The organism is Desulfomicrobium apsheronum, assembly GCF_900114115.1.
GTDB lineage: Bacteria > Desulfobacterota > Desulfovibrionia > Desulfovibrionales > Desulfomicrobiaceae > Desulfomicrobium > Desulfomicrobium apsheronum.
Genome location: NZ_FORX01000004.1, coordinates 23,893 through 40,858 on the forward strand (window position 1 = coordinate 23,893; position 16,966 = coordinate 40,858).

A 16,966-nucleotide genomic window follows, 5' to 3' on the forward strand; every position below is an offset into this window, starting at 1 on the left:
CTGAATCGATAAAAAACATTCTGGAGCAAGCATGATTCACACATTTCAAACGGTCGGAAAAATCATTCACGGCAGAGGTTCCTCGGCAAGAATCGGCGATGAAGTCATGCGCCATGGAGCGTCACGCGTTTTCATCATAGCGGGCGGGAGCAGCATCCGAAACGATTGCCACAAACCCCTCGTCGAATCCCTGGCACGACACGACATCCCGGTGGAAATATTTTCCGGGGTCTCCAGTGAGCCGACCCCGTCACTGGTTGAAGAGTGCGCGGCCTGTCTCAGGAAGTTCGGCGCGGACGCCGTCATCGGACTTGGCGGGGGAAGCGTCCTCGATACCGCCAAAGCTGCCTCTTTGCTGGCCGTAAGCGAGGGGCCCCTTGAAAAATACTTCGGGGTCGATCTTGTCCCCGCACCATGCCTGCCAACATTCCTCGTTCCCACCACGGCCGGGACCGGGAGCGAAATGACATCCATCAGCGTCGTGGCGGATGTCGCGTCGAATTCCAAAAAAGCCATCGTCAGCGATCATCTCTTTGCCAGGGCGGTGGTGCTCGATCCGGAACTGACCGTCTCCATGCCGCCACGCATAACAGCGTCCACGGGGCTCGACGCCCTCGTCCACGCCATGGAGTCCTACGTCAATCTCAGCGCCACCCCGTTCACGGACTGCCCCAACGTGCAGGCCATGGGCATGATCGCGGCCAGCATCCGCGAAGCCTACGCAAACGGCGGCAACATCGAGGCCAGGGAAAACATGCTCTACGCTTCGGCCCTGGCCGGGATGGGCTTTTCCAACACGCAGAACGGAGTAATCCACGCCATCGCCATGGCCGTCCCGGCGACGTATCACATCCCCCACGGCCTTCTCGTCGGCGCATTGGCCCCCATGGGCATCGCCTTCAACTGCCTGGCCAGCCCCGAAAAATACGCCCGGATCGCCGAAATACTCGGCAGCGACGTCGTTGGAAACAACATGGACGAACGCGCACAAAGCGCCGTCGCCGGTTTTGAAAAGCTGCTCTTTGATCTTGGCGTCAAGCCTGGCCTTGAAGCCCATGGGGTGAAGCGTGAGGATATTCGGGGCATCGCGGAACGCGCGGCCGCGACGCGGCGGCTGATGGACAACAATCCCCGAAAGGGAACTGCCGACGAACTGGAAAAACTGATCGAAAGGCATTTTTAGATCGAAGCACACCCTGCGCCGACGTTACGCGGCAGCATCCGAAGAACACTGGCAAGGCAAAACAAGCCTGTCAAAGGAACGCGCCATGTCAGGCAATGTCTGCGTCCAGATGCCGGGGCAACCGCCCCGGCGTCACTTCTTCTGGACCTTCCTGAAAATCGTGCTGCGATCGACCTGGAAAAGATCGGCAACTTTCTGCACCGAACCGTGAACTTCAAGGGCCTGCTGCAGAAAATCCCGCTCGATATCGGCCATGATGTTCTTCAGCGAGCGCCCGCCGGTCAGGATGTCGTCGGTGTAGCACCGCTCGCGCGCCAGGCCCTCGGAGACGGAGGCGGGAAGGTCGCGCGGGGACACGAGGGTTCCCTTGTGGGTTATGACCAGTCCATGGATCATGTTCTGCAATTCCCGCACGTTTCCAGGCCACTGATAGCGTGACAGGATGCCCATGGCGACCTCCATGACGGCCATGCTCTTGCTGTACTTGGTGGCATAATAGCGCAGGAAATGCTCGACCAGGGGGCGCACGTCGTCGGGCCGCTCGCGCAGCGCCGGGATGGTTACCGTGGCCACATTCAGGCGATAGAAAAGATCGCGGCGAAAGGTCCCCGTCTCCACGCATTCGGCCAGATTCTTGTTGGTGGCGGCGATGATCCGGACGTCCACCTTGCTCGGACGACTCCCGCCGACGCGCATGATCTCCCCGTCCTGCAAGACACGCAACAGCCGGGTCTGCATGGACAGCGGCAGCTCGCCTATCTCATCCAGAAAAACCGTACCGCCGTCGGCCAGTTCGAAATAACCGGCCTTGCCCTTACTCGACGCGCCGGTGAAGGCGCCCGGCATGTAGCCGAACATCTCGGACTCGGTCAGGGTTTCGGAGATACCGCCACAGTCCACCTTGAGAAAGATCTTGTCCTTGCGCGAACTGTGTGCGTGCGTGAGACGCGCGAAGACATCCTTGCCCACGCCGGTCTCGCCGAGCAGGAGCACGGAGGCGTCGGTGGGGGCCACGGTCTGGAGCATGCTCACCACGCCCTGCATCACCTCGCTTTCAAAAATCGGGGTCAGCGTCTTGCTGCGCTCCTGGGCGATATAGGCCATCTGCTCATGAAACTGCTCGATCAGGTGTCGCTGTTCCTCCATCTGATCGTTGAGGCGCGTGATCATGGTGATGTCGCGCACGAAGGTGACCACCAGGCGCAGGGCCCCGGAATCATCGAATACGGGAAATCCCGACAGGACCAGCTTCTTCCCGTTCTGCAACTGCTGCACGTGGGTGGCGGGCTTGCCGGTGCGTACTATTTCAGGGTTCAGGATCTTGTCGAAGACTCCGTTCTCAACAAGTGCGCGCACCTGTTTGCCCTGCACCTGCTCCTGCTTGAGCCCGGTAAGCTGCTCGTACATGCGGTTGACACGCAGGGTCACGCCCGAAACGTCCGAGATGAACACTCCGTCGGGAAGAGCATCAAGTATGTATTCAAAGTTCTTTGAAAGAAAATCCATGGAACGGTTTGGCATGCAAAAAATCTCTCACGGCTTAAAAAAAAAGGCAACCCTGACGAGCTGCCTTTTAATACAATGCTATGTAAAATATGAATATGACATCAATCTACCGTCACAAATATCAATTAATGACAAAATAAGTGATGTATAAATTCAAATTATAAATATTGCATCAATACTATTTCGCCACTTCGACCCTGTCTCCAAGAACGCTTCGTGCGGCATCAATCAGTCTTGGCATGACGGATTTATCCAGCGTGACTTCATCCATGGGCGGAACACGATCGAGAAAATGATATTTCTGTGTCCCGAGACGATGATAGGGAAGCATTTCGTAGCGCACATTCGGGAATGGTTCCAGAAACTTCGCAATGGCGATGATTGCCTCCTCCGAATCATTGAATCCGGGAATCACCGGAGTGCGGGCCAGAATCGTCTTGTCCGGATCAAGCAGGGCGAGCTTCCTGAAATTGTCGAGAATCCGCTCATTGGAACATCCGGTCTGTGCCTCATGAATCCCGCTATCCATATGCTTGATATCGTACAAGACGTAATTCAGATATTCGGACGCGGCCTCCAGCGTCTTCCATGGAACCATCCCGCACGTCTCCACCGCCGTCTTGATTCTGCGACGACGCGCATCGCGCAGCAAAGCCAGGGCAAACTCGCCCTGCATGAGCGGCTCCCCTCCGGACAGGGTCAATCCACCGCTGGATCTGGTGTAGAACGCCGCATCCTGCTCAACGACCTTCAGCACATCATCGACGCTTCGCTCCTGTCCGTAGACGATAAGCCCCTGGGATGGACACGCCTCGGCGCAATTTTTCGGGCACCCGTCACAAAGCGCGCGGTCTATGCGCAGCGTGTCGTCCGCCTCACGTATGATCGCGCCGCGCAGACAGGCCTGCAGGCAGCGCGTGCATTTTGAGAAGGTGAGGCAGCGGCCGGCATTGAAGGCCAACTCGGGTTCGCTTTTCTGCGACTCGGGATTGCTGCACCAGTTGCAGGACAAGGGGCAACCCTTCAGAAACACGATGGTTCGGATTCCGGGGCCGTCGTGCACGGAATATTTCTGGATGTTGAACACCAGACCTTTCTTCTTTTTGTCTTCTAGCGCGCTCATGAGACTCCTCGATGGTTTACGCGATGGGAAGGACCGACGGGCGGTCCCGGCGCCGATTCCAGGAACGGAAAAGGTCAGGGGGCCGAAGCCCCCTGTTTTTTTTAGATATCTCCATGCTCCGTACGAGCGATGAGGTCGTTCTGGAGATCGGGGGAGAGATCCACGAAGTAGGCGCTGTAGCCTGCGATGCGCACGATCAGGTTGCGGTACTTCTGCGGGTCCTTCTTGGCCGCGATGAGGGTGTCGCGGTTGATGACGTTGAACTGCACGTGCCATATCTTCAGGTCGCAGAAGGTGCGGATGAAGGACACGAGCTTTTCCGTGCCCTGCTCGCCCTCGATGCACTTGGGAGTGAACTTGATGTTGAGCATGCGGGCCGCGCGGTCGCGCATGCCGTAGTTCTTGGTGTTGTAGTTCGAGAGCAGGATGGCGGTAGGCCCGTTCACATCCGCGCCGTGGGAGGCGGAGGAGCCGTCGGACAGCGGAGTGTACTGCTTGCGTCCGTTGGGGGTCGCGCTGACGACCTTGCCGAAGGGCACATGGGAGGTGAAGGGCACGTAGCGCACGTCGTTGTGCATGCCCAGTTCCTTGCTGTACTTGCCGCCGTATTCGACGGAAATCCTGTCGATTTCACGGCCGATGCTGTCGGCATAGGGGTCGTTGTTGCCGTAGCAGGGAGCGCTGCGCAGCAGGGCCTCGATGTCTTCGTGCCCTTCGAAGTTGGCGTCGATGGCGTCGATGATCTGCTGCATGGTCAGCTTCTTGTCCTCGAAGACCAGCTTCTTGATGGCCGCAAGGGAGTCAACGACAGTGCCGAGTCCCATGTATTCGAAGTAACCGAGGTTGATGCCCTCGGGGATCTGCTCCTGATGCAGGTCGATGCAATGCTTCATGCACAGGTCGTGCATGGCCGAACCCATGGGCTGGGCGAAGCAGGTCGCGCGGATCTTGTTGATCTTGTACTGCTGCACGAAGGCGGCGCGCAGGAAAAGCAGGTGCTGCTGCACGTATGCGTTCCAGAACTCCTCCCAGGTGGCGAACGTGGTCGGATCGCCGGTCTTCAGGCCGAGCTCGGCATCGCCGTATTTCTTCATGCGGCCGTTGCGCAGCACCATTTCCACGGCGGCGGCGAAGTTGATGTACGCGCCGCCCGAGGTGTAGGTGTCGCGGTTGGGCATGCGCGCCTCGGTGCAGCCGGACACCGCGTAGTCATAGGCCTCGGCGAAGGTCGCGCCCTTGGAGACGTACAGCGGCACGATCTCCTCGTCGTTGATCAGCTTGGGGAAGCCCGAGCCGTCCTTGATGGTCTCGGCCACGTCCCACAGGTAGCTCTCGGGGGAGCGGCTGTGGATGCGGGCGGCGAGGTCAGGGTAATGCAGCGGGAACTCGCGCTTGGACTTCAGGATCAGGTGCGTCAGGTCGTTGGTGGCGTCGCGTCCGTCCGGGGTCTGTCCGCCAACGGTCACGGCTTCCCAGTGCGCGTAGCCTTCATTGAAAGCGCCGCCCGTGGGAGAGATGTACATGTCGATGAATTCGGCCATGCCGACCCACATGCACTCCAGAAGCTCCATGGCCTGCTCTTCGGTCAGCTTGCCCGCCTCGACGTCCTGGGCGTAGTAAGGGAAAAAATACTGGTCCATGCGGCCGTTGGAAATGGTCGTGCCGGTCTTCTGCTCGATGCGGGAGAACATCTGCGTGAACCACTGGCTCTGACAGGCTTCCCAGAAATCACGGGCGGGCTCGCCGGGAACGTGCTCGGCGTTTTCGGCCATGCGGATCAACTCCGCCTTGCGGGCCGGGTCGGTTTCCTTCTCCGCCACTTCACGGGCAAGCACGGCATGGCGCTTGGCCCAATGCACGATGGCATCGCTGACGATGACGATGGCCTCAAGAAAAGGTCTCTTCTCGCAATTGTCCTTGGGGCTCAACGGATCAAGGATGGCCAGCTTCGCTTCGGCTTCGCGCTTGATGTCGTTGAAGCCGCGCTTCAGAATCTTCTCGAAGTCATGCACCCACTGGATGGAGGAACGGAACGAGGCGGTCTCGTTGACGATGAAACGGGACATGAGTCCTTCCGGATCGTCGTAGGTCAGCTTGTGAACTTCCTCGGGCAGTGCGGCGTTGAGCTTCTCGTGAAAGGTCTTGCCCTTCCAGAAGGGAGCGATCTGCTCGACGACAATCTTTGCGTCCTCGGGAGTGATGGTCGCGGGAGACTGCGTACGGGTGGGCAGGTCGCGCACCGCGATATCCAGAAAGTCGCCATCGAGTTCAGGATAGAGAATGCCGTAGCGGCCGTCGAAACCGGCGCGACCCAGCAAAAGCTGATCTTCCTGAACGTAAACAGTCATGTTTTCGGCGATGTGCTTCAGAGCCTTTGCCCAACGCAGAACAAGAGGCTGTCCTTCAGTCTCTTGCATCGACTGTGTAAAATACAAGGCACGCTCGACATCGATGCGCGGTTTCTGTCCGTCAAATTTTTCCAGGAGCTTGAAGACACGACTGTGGGTCTTTCTGAATTTATCTTCCTTGCCTTCAATCTGATTATAAAGGCGTTCTTCCTGAGGCGACATGCATCCACAAGTAAAGCGAGTCATGTTCTTACTCCTGATCTAAGTTTATTGATTGAATCTTATGAGAACTTAAATCCCGAAAATTAGTCATTGGACTATTTTTAGCATCGTATTCAATTCTTCTCTTCACAGACATGCTTCGGGATTATTGAACTGCCTGCTTCTGAGCATTCTTTGTGCCAAATCTTATAACCACATGAAAAGATACGGTTTCCGGAGTTATGGTGTCTTTTCGGTCTTTTGAGAAAAAAATAACGAATCGCGCCCGTCGCATATTTGCAACAAAGCGTAAAAAAACTTCTTTTCAGGCAAAAAAAGAGTTGCAAATTTGCGACGAGATGCTCAAAATTTACTACCAAAACCGTCGCAAAACCCGAAAGCCAACTTAAAGAGCTTACGTATGACACCGTTTTGTGATTTTTTTCCCAAAAGCAGCGCTTCTGACAAGAACATTTCCCAGTAGTTGCAAGTTTGCAACGACACCTCCCACACTCTGCCGCATTTATGCACTGCACAATTCCAACCATCTGGATTTAAAACACTTTTCAACGTAGCATATTTGCTGATCGGCTTTTTTCTCTGGCATGTATTCTGCTCAGGGACCATCAACACCCGTGATCAGAGGGCGACAGCCAAACAATTGCAGAGCAATACTGGTCAAAACTTAAATTTTTGGAGGAAGAATGAAAAAGAAGATCGTTTTTGCAGCGCTGGGACTCATGGCCGCCATCGGTTTGTCCGGGAGCTTCAACGCCGCCGAGGCCGGAAAGCCGCTGACCCTTCGTCTTGGACACCCGATGGCTCCAGGTAACAACGTCACCGTCGGCTACGAAAAGTTCAAGGAACTGGTGGAAGCGAAAAGCGACAGGAAGATCCGCATTCAGATCTTCGGCAATGCCCAGCTCGGCAGCGACAGAGTGACCACCGAAGCGGCCCAGGCCGGCACGCTGGACATGTCCTCATGCTCCTCCCCGAACATGGCCAGCTTCAACAAGGCCTACATGGCCCTGGACCTGCCCTACATAACCGCTCCCAAGTATCAGGAAAACCTGTACAAGGCCCTCGATGAAGGCGAACTCGGCCAGGAACTGGAGAAGCTTTCCAACGAAATCGGCCTGACCACGCTCATGTTCAGCCAGTACGGATACAGAAACTTCGTCAGCACCAAGAAGCCCATCCGCACCGTGGCGGATCTGGCAAACCTCAAGGTCCGCACCACTGACTCTCCCGTCGAGGTTGCCGTGGCCACCGCGCTTGGCATGAACCCCGCTCCGGTTGCCTGGGGCGAGACCTACACCGCCTTGCAGCAGGGCACTGTCGATGCCGAAGGCAACACGTTTTCCCTGCTCAACGACGCCAAGCACACCGAAGTCCTGAAGTACGCCATGGACTCCAACCACAACTACAGCATGCACCTTCTGCTCATGAACAAAAAGAAGTGGGACAGCCTCACTCCCGACCAGCAGCGCATCCTTGGCGAATCCGCACGCGAAGCACTGCAGTGGCAGCGCGAGGAAACTGTCCGCCTTGAGGCGAAGGCCTGGGAAGCGTTCAAGGAGAAGGGAATCGAGATCACCATCCTGGACGACGCCGAACGCGCCAAGCTCAAGGAACTCACCGCGCCCGTGCGTGATAAATTCGCAGAGCAGATTCCCGCCAATCTGCTCAAGCTCTTGAACGAAACACAGCAATAACATTCCCTTTTCACCCCCGGAAGCAAGTCCGGGGGTGAAAAGACAAACCTGTCTCCCCTGAACATCGTGAAGTGCATCAAACTTTGCGGCATGCTCGACTTGCAGGGGATTTGACCGGATGGTCCACATAAAATGAGGCAAAAGGGAGACCACATGGATCAGGAAATCACCTGCGGCGCAATGCCCATCACACAAATCAACGCGCCAGACACTCAGTCGAAGTGCTGGGCCTGGATCGATGAAAATTTCGAAAAAATATTCCTTGTTTCGGGATTATTGCTGATAATCCTCTTCATCACCTTCCAGACCACTTACAGATACCTAATAACCCACTTCTCAGACACTGCGGGCGCGGCGGTCTGGAGTGAAGAGCTTTCCCGGTACATTTTCATCTGGATAACGTACCTGGCACTCTCCGTGGCCATCAAAAAACGCAGTTCGATCCGCATCGACATAATTTTCGACAAGCTCCCTCTGCGCTGGCAAAATGCAAGCTGGGTCATGGTCGACACGTTCTTCCTGATACTCACGCTCACCATCTGCTGGACGGGATGGTCGCAAATCGAAAGATTGCTCGAATTTCCCCAGCATACGACGGCCCTGGGCATTCCCTACATAATCCCGTACATGGTTCTGCCGGTAGGTTTCGGGCTCATGAGCCTGCGCCTGCTTCAGGGCCTGGGCCGCCAGGTTCGCATCTGCGGCCTGAAGGACACCCTGTTTGCGCTCGCATGCGTGGCCCTGGTCGTCTCTCCGGTCTTCGTCGCGGAGTACATCGAACCGCTGCCGGCCCTGTTCGGATATTTCGTGGTCCTGTGCCTTCTTGGCGTCCCCATCGCGATCTCCCTCGGACTGTCCACCCTGGCCACGGTCATCTGCGCCGACACCCTGCCCATTCAGTACCTGGCGCAGACGGCCTTCACATCCATCGACAGTTTCCCCATCATGGCCATCCCGTTCTTCATCGCGGCGGGCGTGTTCATGGGCGCGGGCGGCCTTTCGCAACGTCTCCTCTCCCTGGCCGACGAGATGCTCGGAGGACTGTATGGCGGCATGGCTCTGGTCACCGTCGCGACCTGCATGTTCTTCGGAGCCATCAGCGGCTCCGGCCCGGCCACCGTCGCTGCCATCGGAGCGCTGACCGTTCCGGCCATGGTGGAACGCGGATACGACAAATATTTCGCGGGCGCACTGGTTGCGGCTGCGGGCGCCATCGGCGTCATGATCCCGCCCAGCAATCCCTTCGTGGTTTACGGCATCTCGGCCCAGGTCTCCATCGGCGACCTCTTCCTGGGCGGCATCGTGCCTGGTGTTCTGACCGGGCTTGTGCTCATGGGTTATGCCTATTTCTTCTCCAAGGCCCGCAACTGGCACGGTGAAGTGCGCGAAAGAAGCGTAAAGACGCTGGGCAAGGCATTCTGGAACGCCAAGTGGGCGCTCATGGTGCCCGTCATCGTGCTCGGAGGCATCTACGGAGGCCTCATGACGCCCACGGAGGCGGCGGCTGTCGCGGCTTTTTACGGCCTGATCGTCGGCGTTTTCGTATACCGCGAGATCGGCTTCAAGAAACTGTTCAATTGCTGCGTCGAAGCCACCGAGACATCCGCCACGATCATCGTGCTCATGGCCATGGCCACCCTCTTCGGCAACATCATGACCATCGAGGACGTGCCGGGCACCATCGCCCGCGCCATCCTGAGCGTCACCGAGAGCAAGCTGGTCATCCTGTTGCTCATCAACGTCCTGCTGCTCATCGTCGGCATCTTCATGGAAGCCCTGGCCGCCATTGTCATCCTGACCCCCATCCTACTGCCCGTCGTGACCGGCGTGGGTGTCTCCCCGCTGCATTTCGGCATCATCATGGTCGTCAACCTGGCCATCGGCTTCATCACCCCGCCCGTCGGAGTGAACCTCTTCGTCGCCAGCGGCATCTCGAAGGCGAAACTCTCGGAGCTGTCCAAGTCCGTCATACCCATGATTCTGCTCATGATCGTGGTGCTCCTGATCATCACCTACATCCCAGAAGTACCGCTCTTCTTCATCTCGAAATAACGCACCCGTAACAAATGCCGCCGGACATTCCGGCGGCACTTTTCAAACCCGGCTGACGCACCTGTCAAGCCCGGATAAGGAGACTTTGTCCATGAAAATCATTGATTTCCGTTTCCGCCCCAACACTCCTGAGATAATCAACGGCATCAAAAACAGCGCCATGTTCAAGGCAGCCTGCAAGGCCATCGGGTTCGACGCCCGCCAGGCCCAGCCCCTGGACGAGATCGTGGCCGATCTTGACCGGCGCGGCGTCGAACGCGCGGTCATCACCGGCCGCGACTGCGAAACCACCTACGGCTCCCCGGCCAACAACGGGAGCGTGCTGGAGTTTTGCAAGGCCTATCCCGAAAAGTTCATCGGTTTCTGGGGCATCGATCCGCACAAGAAAATGGCCGCCGTGCACGAAATTGTCAGGGCCGTCGAAGAACACGGCATGAAGGGCATCGCCATCGACCCCTATCTGGCCCACATCCCGGCCTGCGAGGCCCGCTACTATCCGCTGTACACCAAGTGCGCGGAACTGAATCTACCCGTGTTCGTGACCATGGCCCCTCCGCCGCAGGTTCCCGGCGCCATCATGGACTACGCCGATCCCCGTCACGTCGATCAGGTCGCCCGCGACTTCCCTGAACTGACCATCATCATGAGCCATGGCGGCTATCCGTACGTCAACGAAAGCGTCTACGCCTGCCTGCGCAACGCCAACGTCTACATGGATTTCTCGGAATACGAACGCGCGCCCATGGCCGACGTTTTCGTGCAGGCCATGAGCACCATCATCCAGGACAAGGTCGTCTTCGCCAGCGCCCACCCGTTCATCGAACTCAAAGACGCCCTTGACGCCTACGCATCCTTCCCCCTAAGCGACGAAGTTCGCCGCAAGGTCATGTACGAAAACGCAAGCCGCATCCTGGGCCTTCACCGCAACTAGCCACTCCTTTAGCCCCCTGGGGATGACGCCACGGCGCTCCCCAGGGGGCTCAAAGAACGAACTGTCGACACGACCACAACCCTTTTGAAACCATCCGAGCCTTTATTGAGTGGCCTTGAGCGAGGCGCTGTACTTCTCGTCGACGTTTAACAGAGGTCACTGCAAAAATTCATCATCCCCTTGAAGAAGGGGAGCCAAACTTTTTTAACCATCTGAAAAAAATGGATTCCCGCCTGCGCGGGAATGACACTCAGGTTCTTTCGCGACTTTTTACTGTGTCGCCTTAACAGGCGAAATGATTTGGATCGGACCAAATTATATAGAATATAAAATGCACTGGAATAAAATGAAAAAAACTTAATAAGAATAAGATCACTGCAAAAAGTCGTCATCCCCTTGAAGAAATGGAGCCATGCTTTTTTAACTATCTTAAAAGAATGTGTTCCAGCCTACGCGGGAATGATACTCAGGTTACTTTGCGACTTATTGCAGTGTCGTCAATAATAAAATATTTCAAATTTATTATAAATCAATAAATATCATAAATAATATATATTATTTAAACATATAAACTTTATTAATCTTTAAGGAAGTTCGATGAAAAAAAGACGCAGCTTGCAAATTCTTATGGTGGGCTTCATTGCAGCTATCGTTACTCTTGTTTTGAGCGGGCTTGGTGCCATGGATTACATCAGGGAACGCTCAGAGCTGACCTCATCACTGGATCAGGATATGCAAATCATCTCCGGAAGATTGGCTGTAAACCTGGTTGCACCGCTCTGGGACATGAATGCTGATGGAGCCAAGGGCGTGCTTGAAAGTGAAATGACCAATCGGAATCTTTACGCCGCCACGATCATGCACAAGGACAAGCTCATTACCGGAGTGGTGCGGGATAAAACCTGGAATGCCGTCACTCTGGAAAGTCCCGTGGAACCTGGGAACTATGAAACAATCACGATTCCCCTGGTTTACGAGAAAAGCGGCAAAAAGACCGACCTGGGCGAACTCACACTGTTCATGAGCAAAAAGTTCCTGAACGAGACGCTTCGCGAAACACTGCTGGCCACGATACTGCGCGTCATCGTGGTGGACGCCATACTGATCCTTGGCATCGTGTTTTTCGTTCGGCGCACGATTACGCGTTCACTGCAGGGAATGATCGCCATGCTCAAGGATATCGCGGAGGGCGAAGGCGACCTGACGAGGCGCCTTGAGGACAAATCCGGAACGGAAATCCAGGAACTGGCGGACTGGTTCAACATATTCATCGATAAAATCCGCGCCATCATTACCGAAGTGGTGGACAACGCCCAGCGCCTTGAAACGTCTGCCCAGAATCTTCTGCAACTCTCCTCCACCCTTTCGACATCTGCCGAGGCAATGACCGGACAATCGAATAGCGCCTCGACATCATTGAACTCCATGAGCGGCAACATGAATTCCGTGGCTTCCGCGATGGAACAATTCGCTGTCAATATCGGTACAGTGGCCGCTTCTTCCGAGGAAATGAGTTCAACCATCCATGAAATTTCGCAAAACACCGCCAAGGCCAAGGACATCACGGGAAATGCGGTGCTCAAGTCCACAGAGGCTTCAGAGAGAGTCAACGAACTCGGCAGCGCCGCGCAAGAGATCAGCAAGGTCACCGAAACCATTACGGCCATATCCTCCCAGACCAATCTCCTGGCTTTGAACGCAACCATCGAAGCCGCCCGGGCCGGAGAGGCAGGGCGCGGCTTTGCTGTCGTGGCAAATGAAATCAAGGAATTGGCCATGCAAACCGCTCGGGCCACCGAGGAAATCCGGGAGAAAATCCAGGGCATTCAGAGCGCAACCGGAACCACCGTCGGCGAAATACATCATATCAGCCAGATCGTCGGCGACGTCGATCAGATCGTGGCCACCATAGCAGCGGCTGTCGAAGAGCAATCCGTGACGACCCGCGACATCGCGGACAACGTTGGGCAAGCGTCCCAGGGCGTCAAGGAGGTGAACGAAAATGTTGCCCACGCGGACACTGTTACTCGTCAAATTGCACGAAGCGTTGACGATGTCAGCGGCACTTCAGGGGACATATCCAACATGGCGGGGACAGTGCAGGAAAATTCCGAAGCATTGAGCGCTCTGGCGAAAAGTCTGAACACTCTTGTCGGCAAGTTCAAAATCTGAAGGCCAAGGAGATCCCTATACCAAGGGGAATCCCAGGCAAGACGATAAATCCAGTTTATCCATTCAACACGTTAACGTAACAACATGGAGGAAGAATGAAAAAGATCGCATTATTTTTTCTTGCGGCGTGCATGCTTATCCCGGCAGTAGGCATGGCAGCTCCGGAGTACACATTTGTCCGTATTGAAAACCTTCCAGAACAGGAGATAGGCGAACGCCTGCTCAAGGAAGTCTACAAACGCGCCGGAATTGAGATCGAAGTCGAAGCCATGTCCGGGGTCCGCGCCCTGGAAGCTGCGAGCTCCGGGGAAAAAGATGGCGAGGCCCTGCGCATCTGGAGCGTCGGCGAAAAATATCCTTCGCTGGTCCGCGTTCCAACGCCGCTCTCCGCGCTCACGACCCAGGCGTTTGTCAGAAAAGACAGCAACATCAAGCTCTCAAGTCCTGACGAACTCAAGAAATTCTCCATTGCCATCACCCGTGGCGTGGCCCACACCAAGGACATCACAGCCGGCCTGGAAAACGTGCACGAAGTGCCAAGCGAAGATTTGCTCATGCCTTTCGTCCAGGCAGGCCGCGCCGAAGTAGCCCTCACCAGCCTTGAAAACGGCATGGTCATCCTCAAGAATGCAGGGATCACTGACGTGGTTCCTGTGGAACAACCTCTCAAGGTTCATCCGCTCTACCATTATGTCAATGAAAAGAACAAGAATCTGGTGGAGAAGATCGATGCAGTCATCAAGGAGATGACTGCTTCCGGCGAACTTGAAAAACTGCAGAAACAATACGCTGAAGACATTCTAAACAAGTAGAATGATACAAAAGGGAGGCATTATGGCTAAGCAGCCTGATGCCTCCCTTTTTTACATCCGAAAATCAATCACGCATCATCTTTAATAATTTAATGGAATTATAAGCCTGCACTTCCAAATCTGAAAAATATCAGATAGCCCCGATGCGCGGCCAGGAACAGCGCCGTCCCGTTCCCGGTTGAGAGATTGCACAAGCCGTGACTCACGACACCCGAACCGAGCAGAGCTTCTCACATGAATATCGACTTTTCACACGCCTTTCTCACCACCATGTTCGGCTGGCTCCTTGGCGGTTTCGTCAACGGCATCGTCGGCTTCGGCGCGGCCCTGGTGGCCATGCCCATCGTGGCGGCGGGACTCGACATGCAGCTGGCCGTCTCCACCTGCGGGCTGGTGGTCCTCTCGCTCAATGTCCAGATGGCCTGGAATTACCGGCAGCACCTTGATTCCTGCGGCATACGCGCCATGATTCTGGGCGGACTGCCCGGAGCCGTCAGCGGCGTGCTGATACTTAAAAATGTCCCGGAATCCGGGTTGAAACTCGGACTTGGAGCCCTGCTCGTGGCCTATTCGATCTGGGGCCTGAGCGGCACGCAAGTGAACAAACGGAAACTAGCCGCGCCTTGGGGCATGCTGGCCGGATTCCTCTCCACCGGACTTGGCACGGCCTTCGGATTCAACGGCCCGCCTCTGGCCGTATACCTGTCCCTGCGCGGCGGCACGCAGCAGCAGATCAAGGCCGCCCTTGGCGCATTCTTCATCGTCAGCGGCCTCTTCATCGTCGCGGCCCACGCCCTGGCCGGGCTGTACAGCGCGCAGTCATTGACGCTCCTCGCGGTGGCCCTGCCTTCGGTATCCCTCGGCGCGTGGGCGGGGATGCGCGTTTCCGGACGGATGCGGGATCTAATTTTTCAGCGGATCCTTTTCCTGATGATCCTCATCATGGGGTTGAACATGGCCGTAAAGGCGCTTGGCGCATAATTCACGCGGGCCTGCCCTGCCGTGTCCATGCCCTGCCGTATCCTGAAAGGGACACTGGCTAGCCGAAATAAACTTGGATAGATGCCGGCCATGAACACGAAACCTGATCTCTTCCCCGCCCCGCCCTGCTCCGCCGCCGACCTGCCCATCGATGCCGAAGGGCGCATCTATCATCTTCAGATCACGCCCGAGCAGCTCGCGCCGGATATCCTGCTGGTCGGCGACCCTGGTCGGGCCGAATTCATCGCCCGGACCTTTCTGCATGACCTGGAGGTCGAACGGGAGCACCGGGGTCTGGTCACGGCCACGGGCACGTCCTGCGCGACCGGGGGCCGGACCACGATCATTTCACCCTTGCGAGCCACCGTGGCGACTTCGGGCATGGGCACCCCATCCCTTGAGATCGTGCTCAACGAACTGGTGGCGCTCTGCGAGATCGACTTCGCCACGCGCACGCCAAAGCCGCTCTTCCCCAGGCTGCACATCATCCGGGTCGGAACTTCCGGAGGCCTACAGGCGTCGACGCGGCTCGGCACATCCATCATCACCGCCTACGCCTTAGGCATGGACAACACCGGGCTGTTCTACGAAACGCCCTGCCCGGACCAGACCTGCGCGCGCCTGGAACAGGAACTGGCGCAAGTGGTCGAGAAGGCGGCCAGGCCGGACTCACGGTTCCGGGGAAAAATCCACCCCTATGTCTCCCGCGCGGAACCGGCAGTGGTCCGGGCGCTGACGCAAGCCGCACAGGAACTTGGGGTTGCAGCCAGAACAGGCCTCACGGTCTCAAGCAGCGGTTTTTTCGCGCCCCAGGGCCGAGACATCTCACGGCTTCGACCAAGCACGCCGGAGCTGGACAGGATTTTCAGCGAATTCGATCCCGGTCTGGACGGACTGCGGATCGAGAACATGGAGATGGAAGCGAGCTTTCTGCTGCACTTTCTCGGCGGGCTGGGGCACTGGGGAGGGGCAATCTGCCCGGTCATCGCAAACAGGCGCGACAATACCTTCGATCACGATTACCTGACCGCCATCGAAGGCGCGACAAAGACAGCGCTATTGGCCCTGGCCGCGCTTTCAACGCGTCGGGATTCAGCATTGCGGGACTAGAATGACGGAGTGGATCCCGGCCTGCGCGGGGATGACTTGCGGGCAGGCTTAGAGCGCGAATCAAGAGCAGTCCATGCCTGAAGTTGGCTCAAAACGAGCCGGAACACTACGAACACCCTGTTAAGGTACAGCGCAAACAAAAGTCGTCATCCTCTTGAAGAAGGGGATCTATGCTTTTTTAAGCGTCTGAAAAGAAAGGATTATCCTGATGGATAAATGATGTCTGAGGGGCTTTCGCGACTTTTGGAGCGGCCCCGGCTACGGCTCGGGCGAACAGGCCGTGATCGACCTCACACCCGCGTCGACGCAGATTCTGAGGATGTCCTGCAAGGCGGCATCCTCCCGCTTGGGGGAGGGAAAAAGGGCCAGGATGTCCTGCTCCCGCAGCGCCTGGGCTTCCTCCACGGTCTTTTGCAGCACCTCGTCGCAATAGGCCGAGGCGCAGACAAGGCCGTCGCCGGGGATGTTGGTCAGAAAACCCACATCAATGATTCTGCCGTCGCGCACGGCCACGAAAATCTCCACGAACCGACCACTATCCTCCCAGCGCCCGGCCTGACAGGCCCAGCCGGGCATTCCCAGATGCGGAGGATCGAAGGCGCGCAGTTCAAGATCTTCAAGGCTCAAGCTCATCGTCGGTGCTCGGATTGTTTGCGGTTCACGAAGTCAAAGTTGTCCGGCAGCGATCGGCTCGGTCTGCGTTTCCTTCCGCCCAGCATGAACAGCGACAACGCCAATCCCAGAAAGCCTGCCAGCAAAAACAGTGTGCCAATTTCTTCCATGATTATCCCTGATTTGTAGCCTGCCCGGCGGGCCTGACGCAACCTTGTCG

General features: G+C 56.7%; 13 protein-coding genes. 8 read left to right on the top strand and 5 right to left on the bottom strand.

Going from position 1 to position 16,966, the window contains the following annotated elements:
* Window positions 1–31: 31 nt before the first annotated feature.
* Window positions 32–1,183: an iron-containing alcohol dehydrogenase gene (locus BMZ40_RS05730; protein ID WP_092373158.1), complete on the top strand. Its 1,152-nt coding sequence runs from the start codon at window positions 32–34 to the stop codon at window positions 1,181–1,183.
* A 132-nt stretch (window positions 1,184–1,315) separates the two neighbouring features.
* Here BMZ40_RS05730 and BMZ40_RS05735 read toward each other — a convergent pair whose 3' ends face one another.
* From BMZ40_RS05735 to hpsG, 3 genes are all read right to left on the bottom strand, one after another.
* The gene (locus BMZ40_RS05735; protein WP_092373159.1) at window positions 1,316–2,704 is read right to left on the bottom strand and encodes a sigma-54 interaction domain-containing protein; all 1,389 of its coding nucleotides are present in this window, start codon (window positions 2,702–2,704) and stop codon (window positions 1,316–1,318) included.
* Window positions 2,705–2,867: 163 nt separating this feature from the next.
* Entirely contained in the window at window positions 2,868–3,812 is a 945-nt protein-coding gene (hpsH, locus tag BMZ40_RS05740; protein ID WP_092373160.1) for a (2S)-3-sulfopropanediol dehydratase activating enzyme, read from the bottom strand.
* A 101-nt stretch (window positions 3,813–3,913) separates the two neighbouring features.
* Window positions 3,914–6,406: a (2S)-3-sulfopropanediol dehydratase gene (hpsG, locus tag BMZ40_RS05745; protein WP_092373161.1), complete on the bottom strand. Its 2,493-nt coding sequence runs from the start codon at window positions 6,404–6,406 to the stop codon at window positions 3,914–3,916.
* Between the two features lie 659 nt (window positions 6,407–7,065).
* Here hpsG and BMZ40_RS05750 point away from each other — a divergent pair.
* From BMZ40_RS05750 to BMZ40_RS05780, 7 genes are all read left to right on the top strand, one after another.
* Window positions 7,066–8,076 (top strand): TRAP transporter substrate-binding protein, encoded by a 1,011-nt coding sequence (locus tag BMZ40_RS05750; protein ID WP_092373162.1) that lies wholly within the window; start codon window positions 7,066–7,068, stop codon window positions 8,074–8,076.
* A 180-nt stretch (window positions 8,077–8,256) separates the two neighbouring features.
* The gene (locus BMZ40_RS05755) at window positions 8,257–10,128 is read left to right on the top strand and encodes a TRAP transporter large permease (RefSeq protein ID WP_245751049.1); all 1,872 of its coding nucleotides are present in this window, start codon (window positions 8,257–8,259) and stop codon (window positions 10,126–10,128) included.
* Window positions 10,129–10,219: 91 nt separating this feature from the next.
* Window positions 10,220–11,059 (top strand): amidohydrolase family protein, encoded by an 840-nt coding sequence (locus tag BMZ40_RS05760; protein ID WP_092373164.1) that lies wholly within the window; start codon window positions 10,220–10,222, stop codon window positions 11,057–11,059.
* Between the two features lie 597 nt (window positions 11,060–11,656).
* Window positions 11,657–13,231, top strand: coding sequence for a methyl-accepting chemotaxis protein (locus BMZ40_RS05765; RefSeq protein WP_092373165.1), 1,575 nt, complete (start codon window positions 11,657–11,659; stop codon window positions 13,229–13,231).
* 95 nt (window positions 13,232–13,326) lie between these two features.
* A complete protein-coding gene (locus tag BMZ40_RS05770) occupies window positions 13,327–14,043 on the top strand; it encodes a substrate-binding periplasmic protein (RefSeq protein ID WP_092373166.1) in 717 nt (238 codons plus the stop codon).
* Window positions 14,044–14,277: 234 nt separating this feature from the next.
* Entirely contained in the window at window positions 14,278–15,024 is a 747-nt protein-coding gene (locus BMZ40_RS05775; protein ID WP_245751039.1) for a sulfite exporter TauE/SafE family protein, read from the top strand.
* Window positions 15,025–15,114: 90 nt separating this feature from the next.
* Window positions 15,115–16,134 carry a nucleoside phosphorylase gene (locus BMZ40_RS05780; RefSeq protein ID WP_092373362.1) on the top strand — a complete coding sequence of 340 codons (1,020 nt, stop codon included), beginning with the start codon at window positions 15,115–15,117 and terminating at the stop codon, window positions 16,132–16,134.
* A 258-nt stretch (window positions 16,135–16,392) separates the two neighbouring features.
* On the opposite strand, the gene BMZ40_RS05785 is transcribed toward BMZ40_RS05780, so the two are convergent.
* Both BMZ40_RS05785 and BMZ40_RS19500 read right to left on the bottom strand, forming a co-directional pair.
* Window positions 16,393–16,767, bottom strand: a complete 375-nt coding sequence (locus BMZ40_RS05785) for a hypothetical protein (RefSeq protein WP_092373167.1) — start codon at window positions 16,765–16,767, stop codon at window positions 16,393–16,395.
* Entirely contained in the window at window positions 16,764–16,916 is a 153-nt protein-coding gene (locus BMZ40_RS19500; RefSeq protein WP_177193038.1) for a hypothetical protein, read from the bottom strand. The genes BMZ40_RS05785 and BMZ40_RS19500 overlap by 4 nt, the downstream gene beginning before the upstream one ends.
* Window positions 16,917–16,966 lie beyond the last annotated feature (50 nt).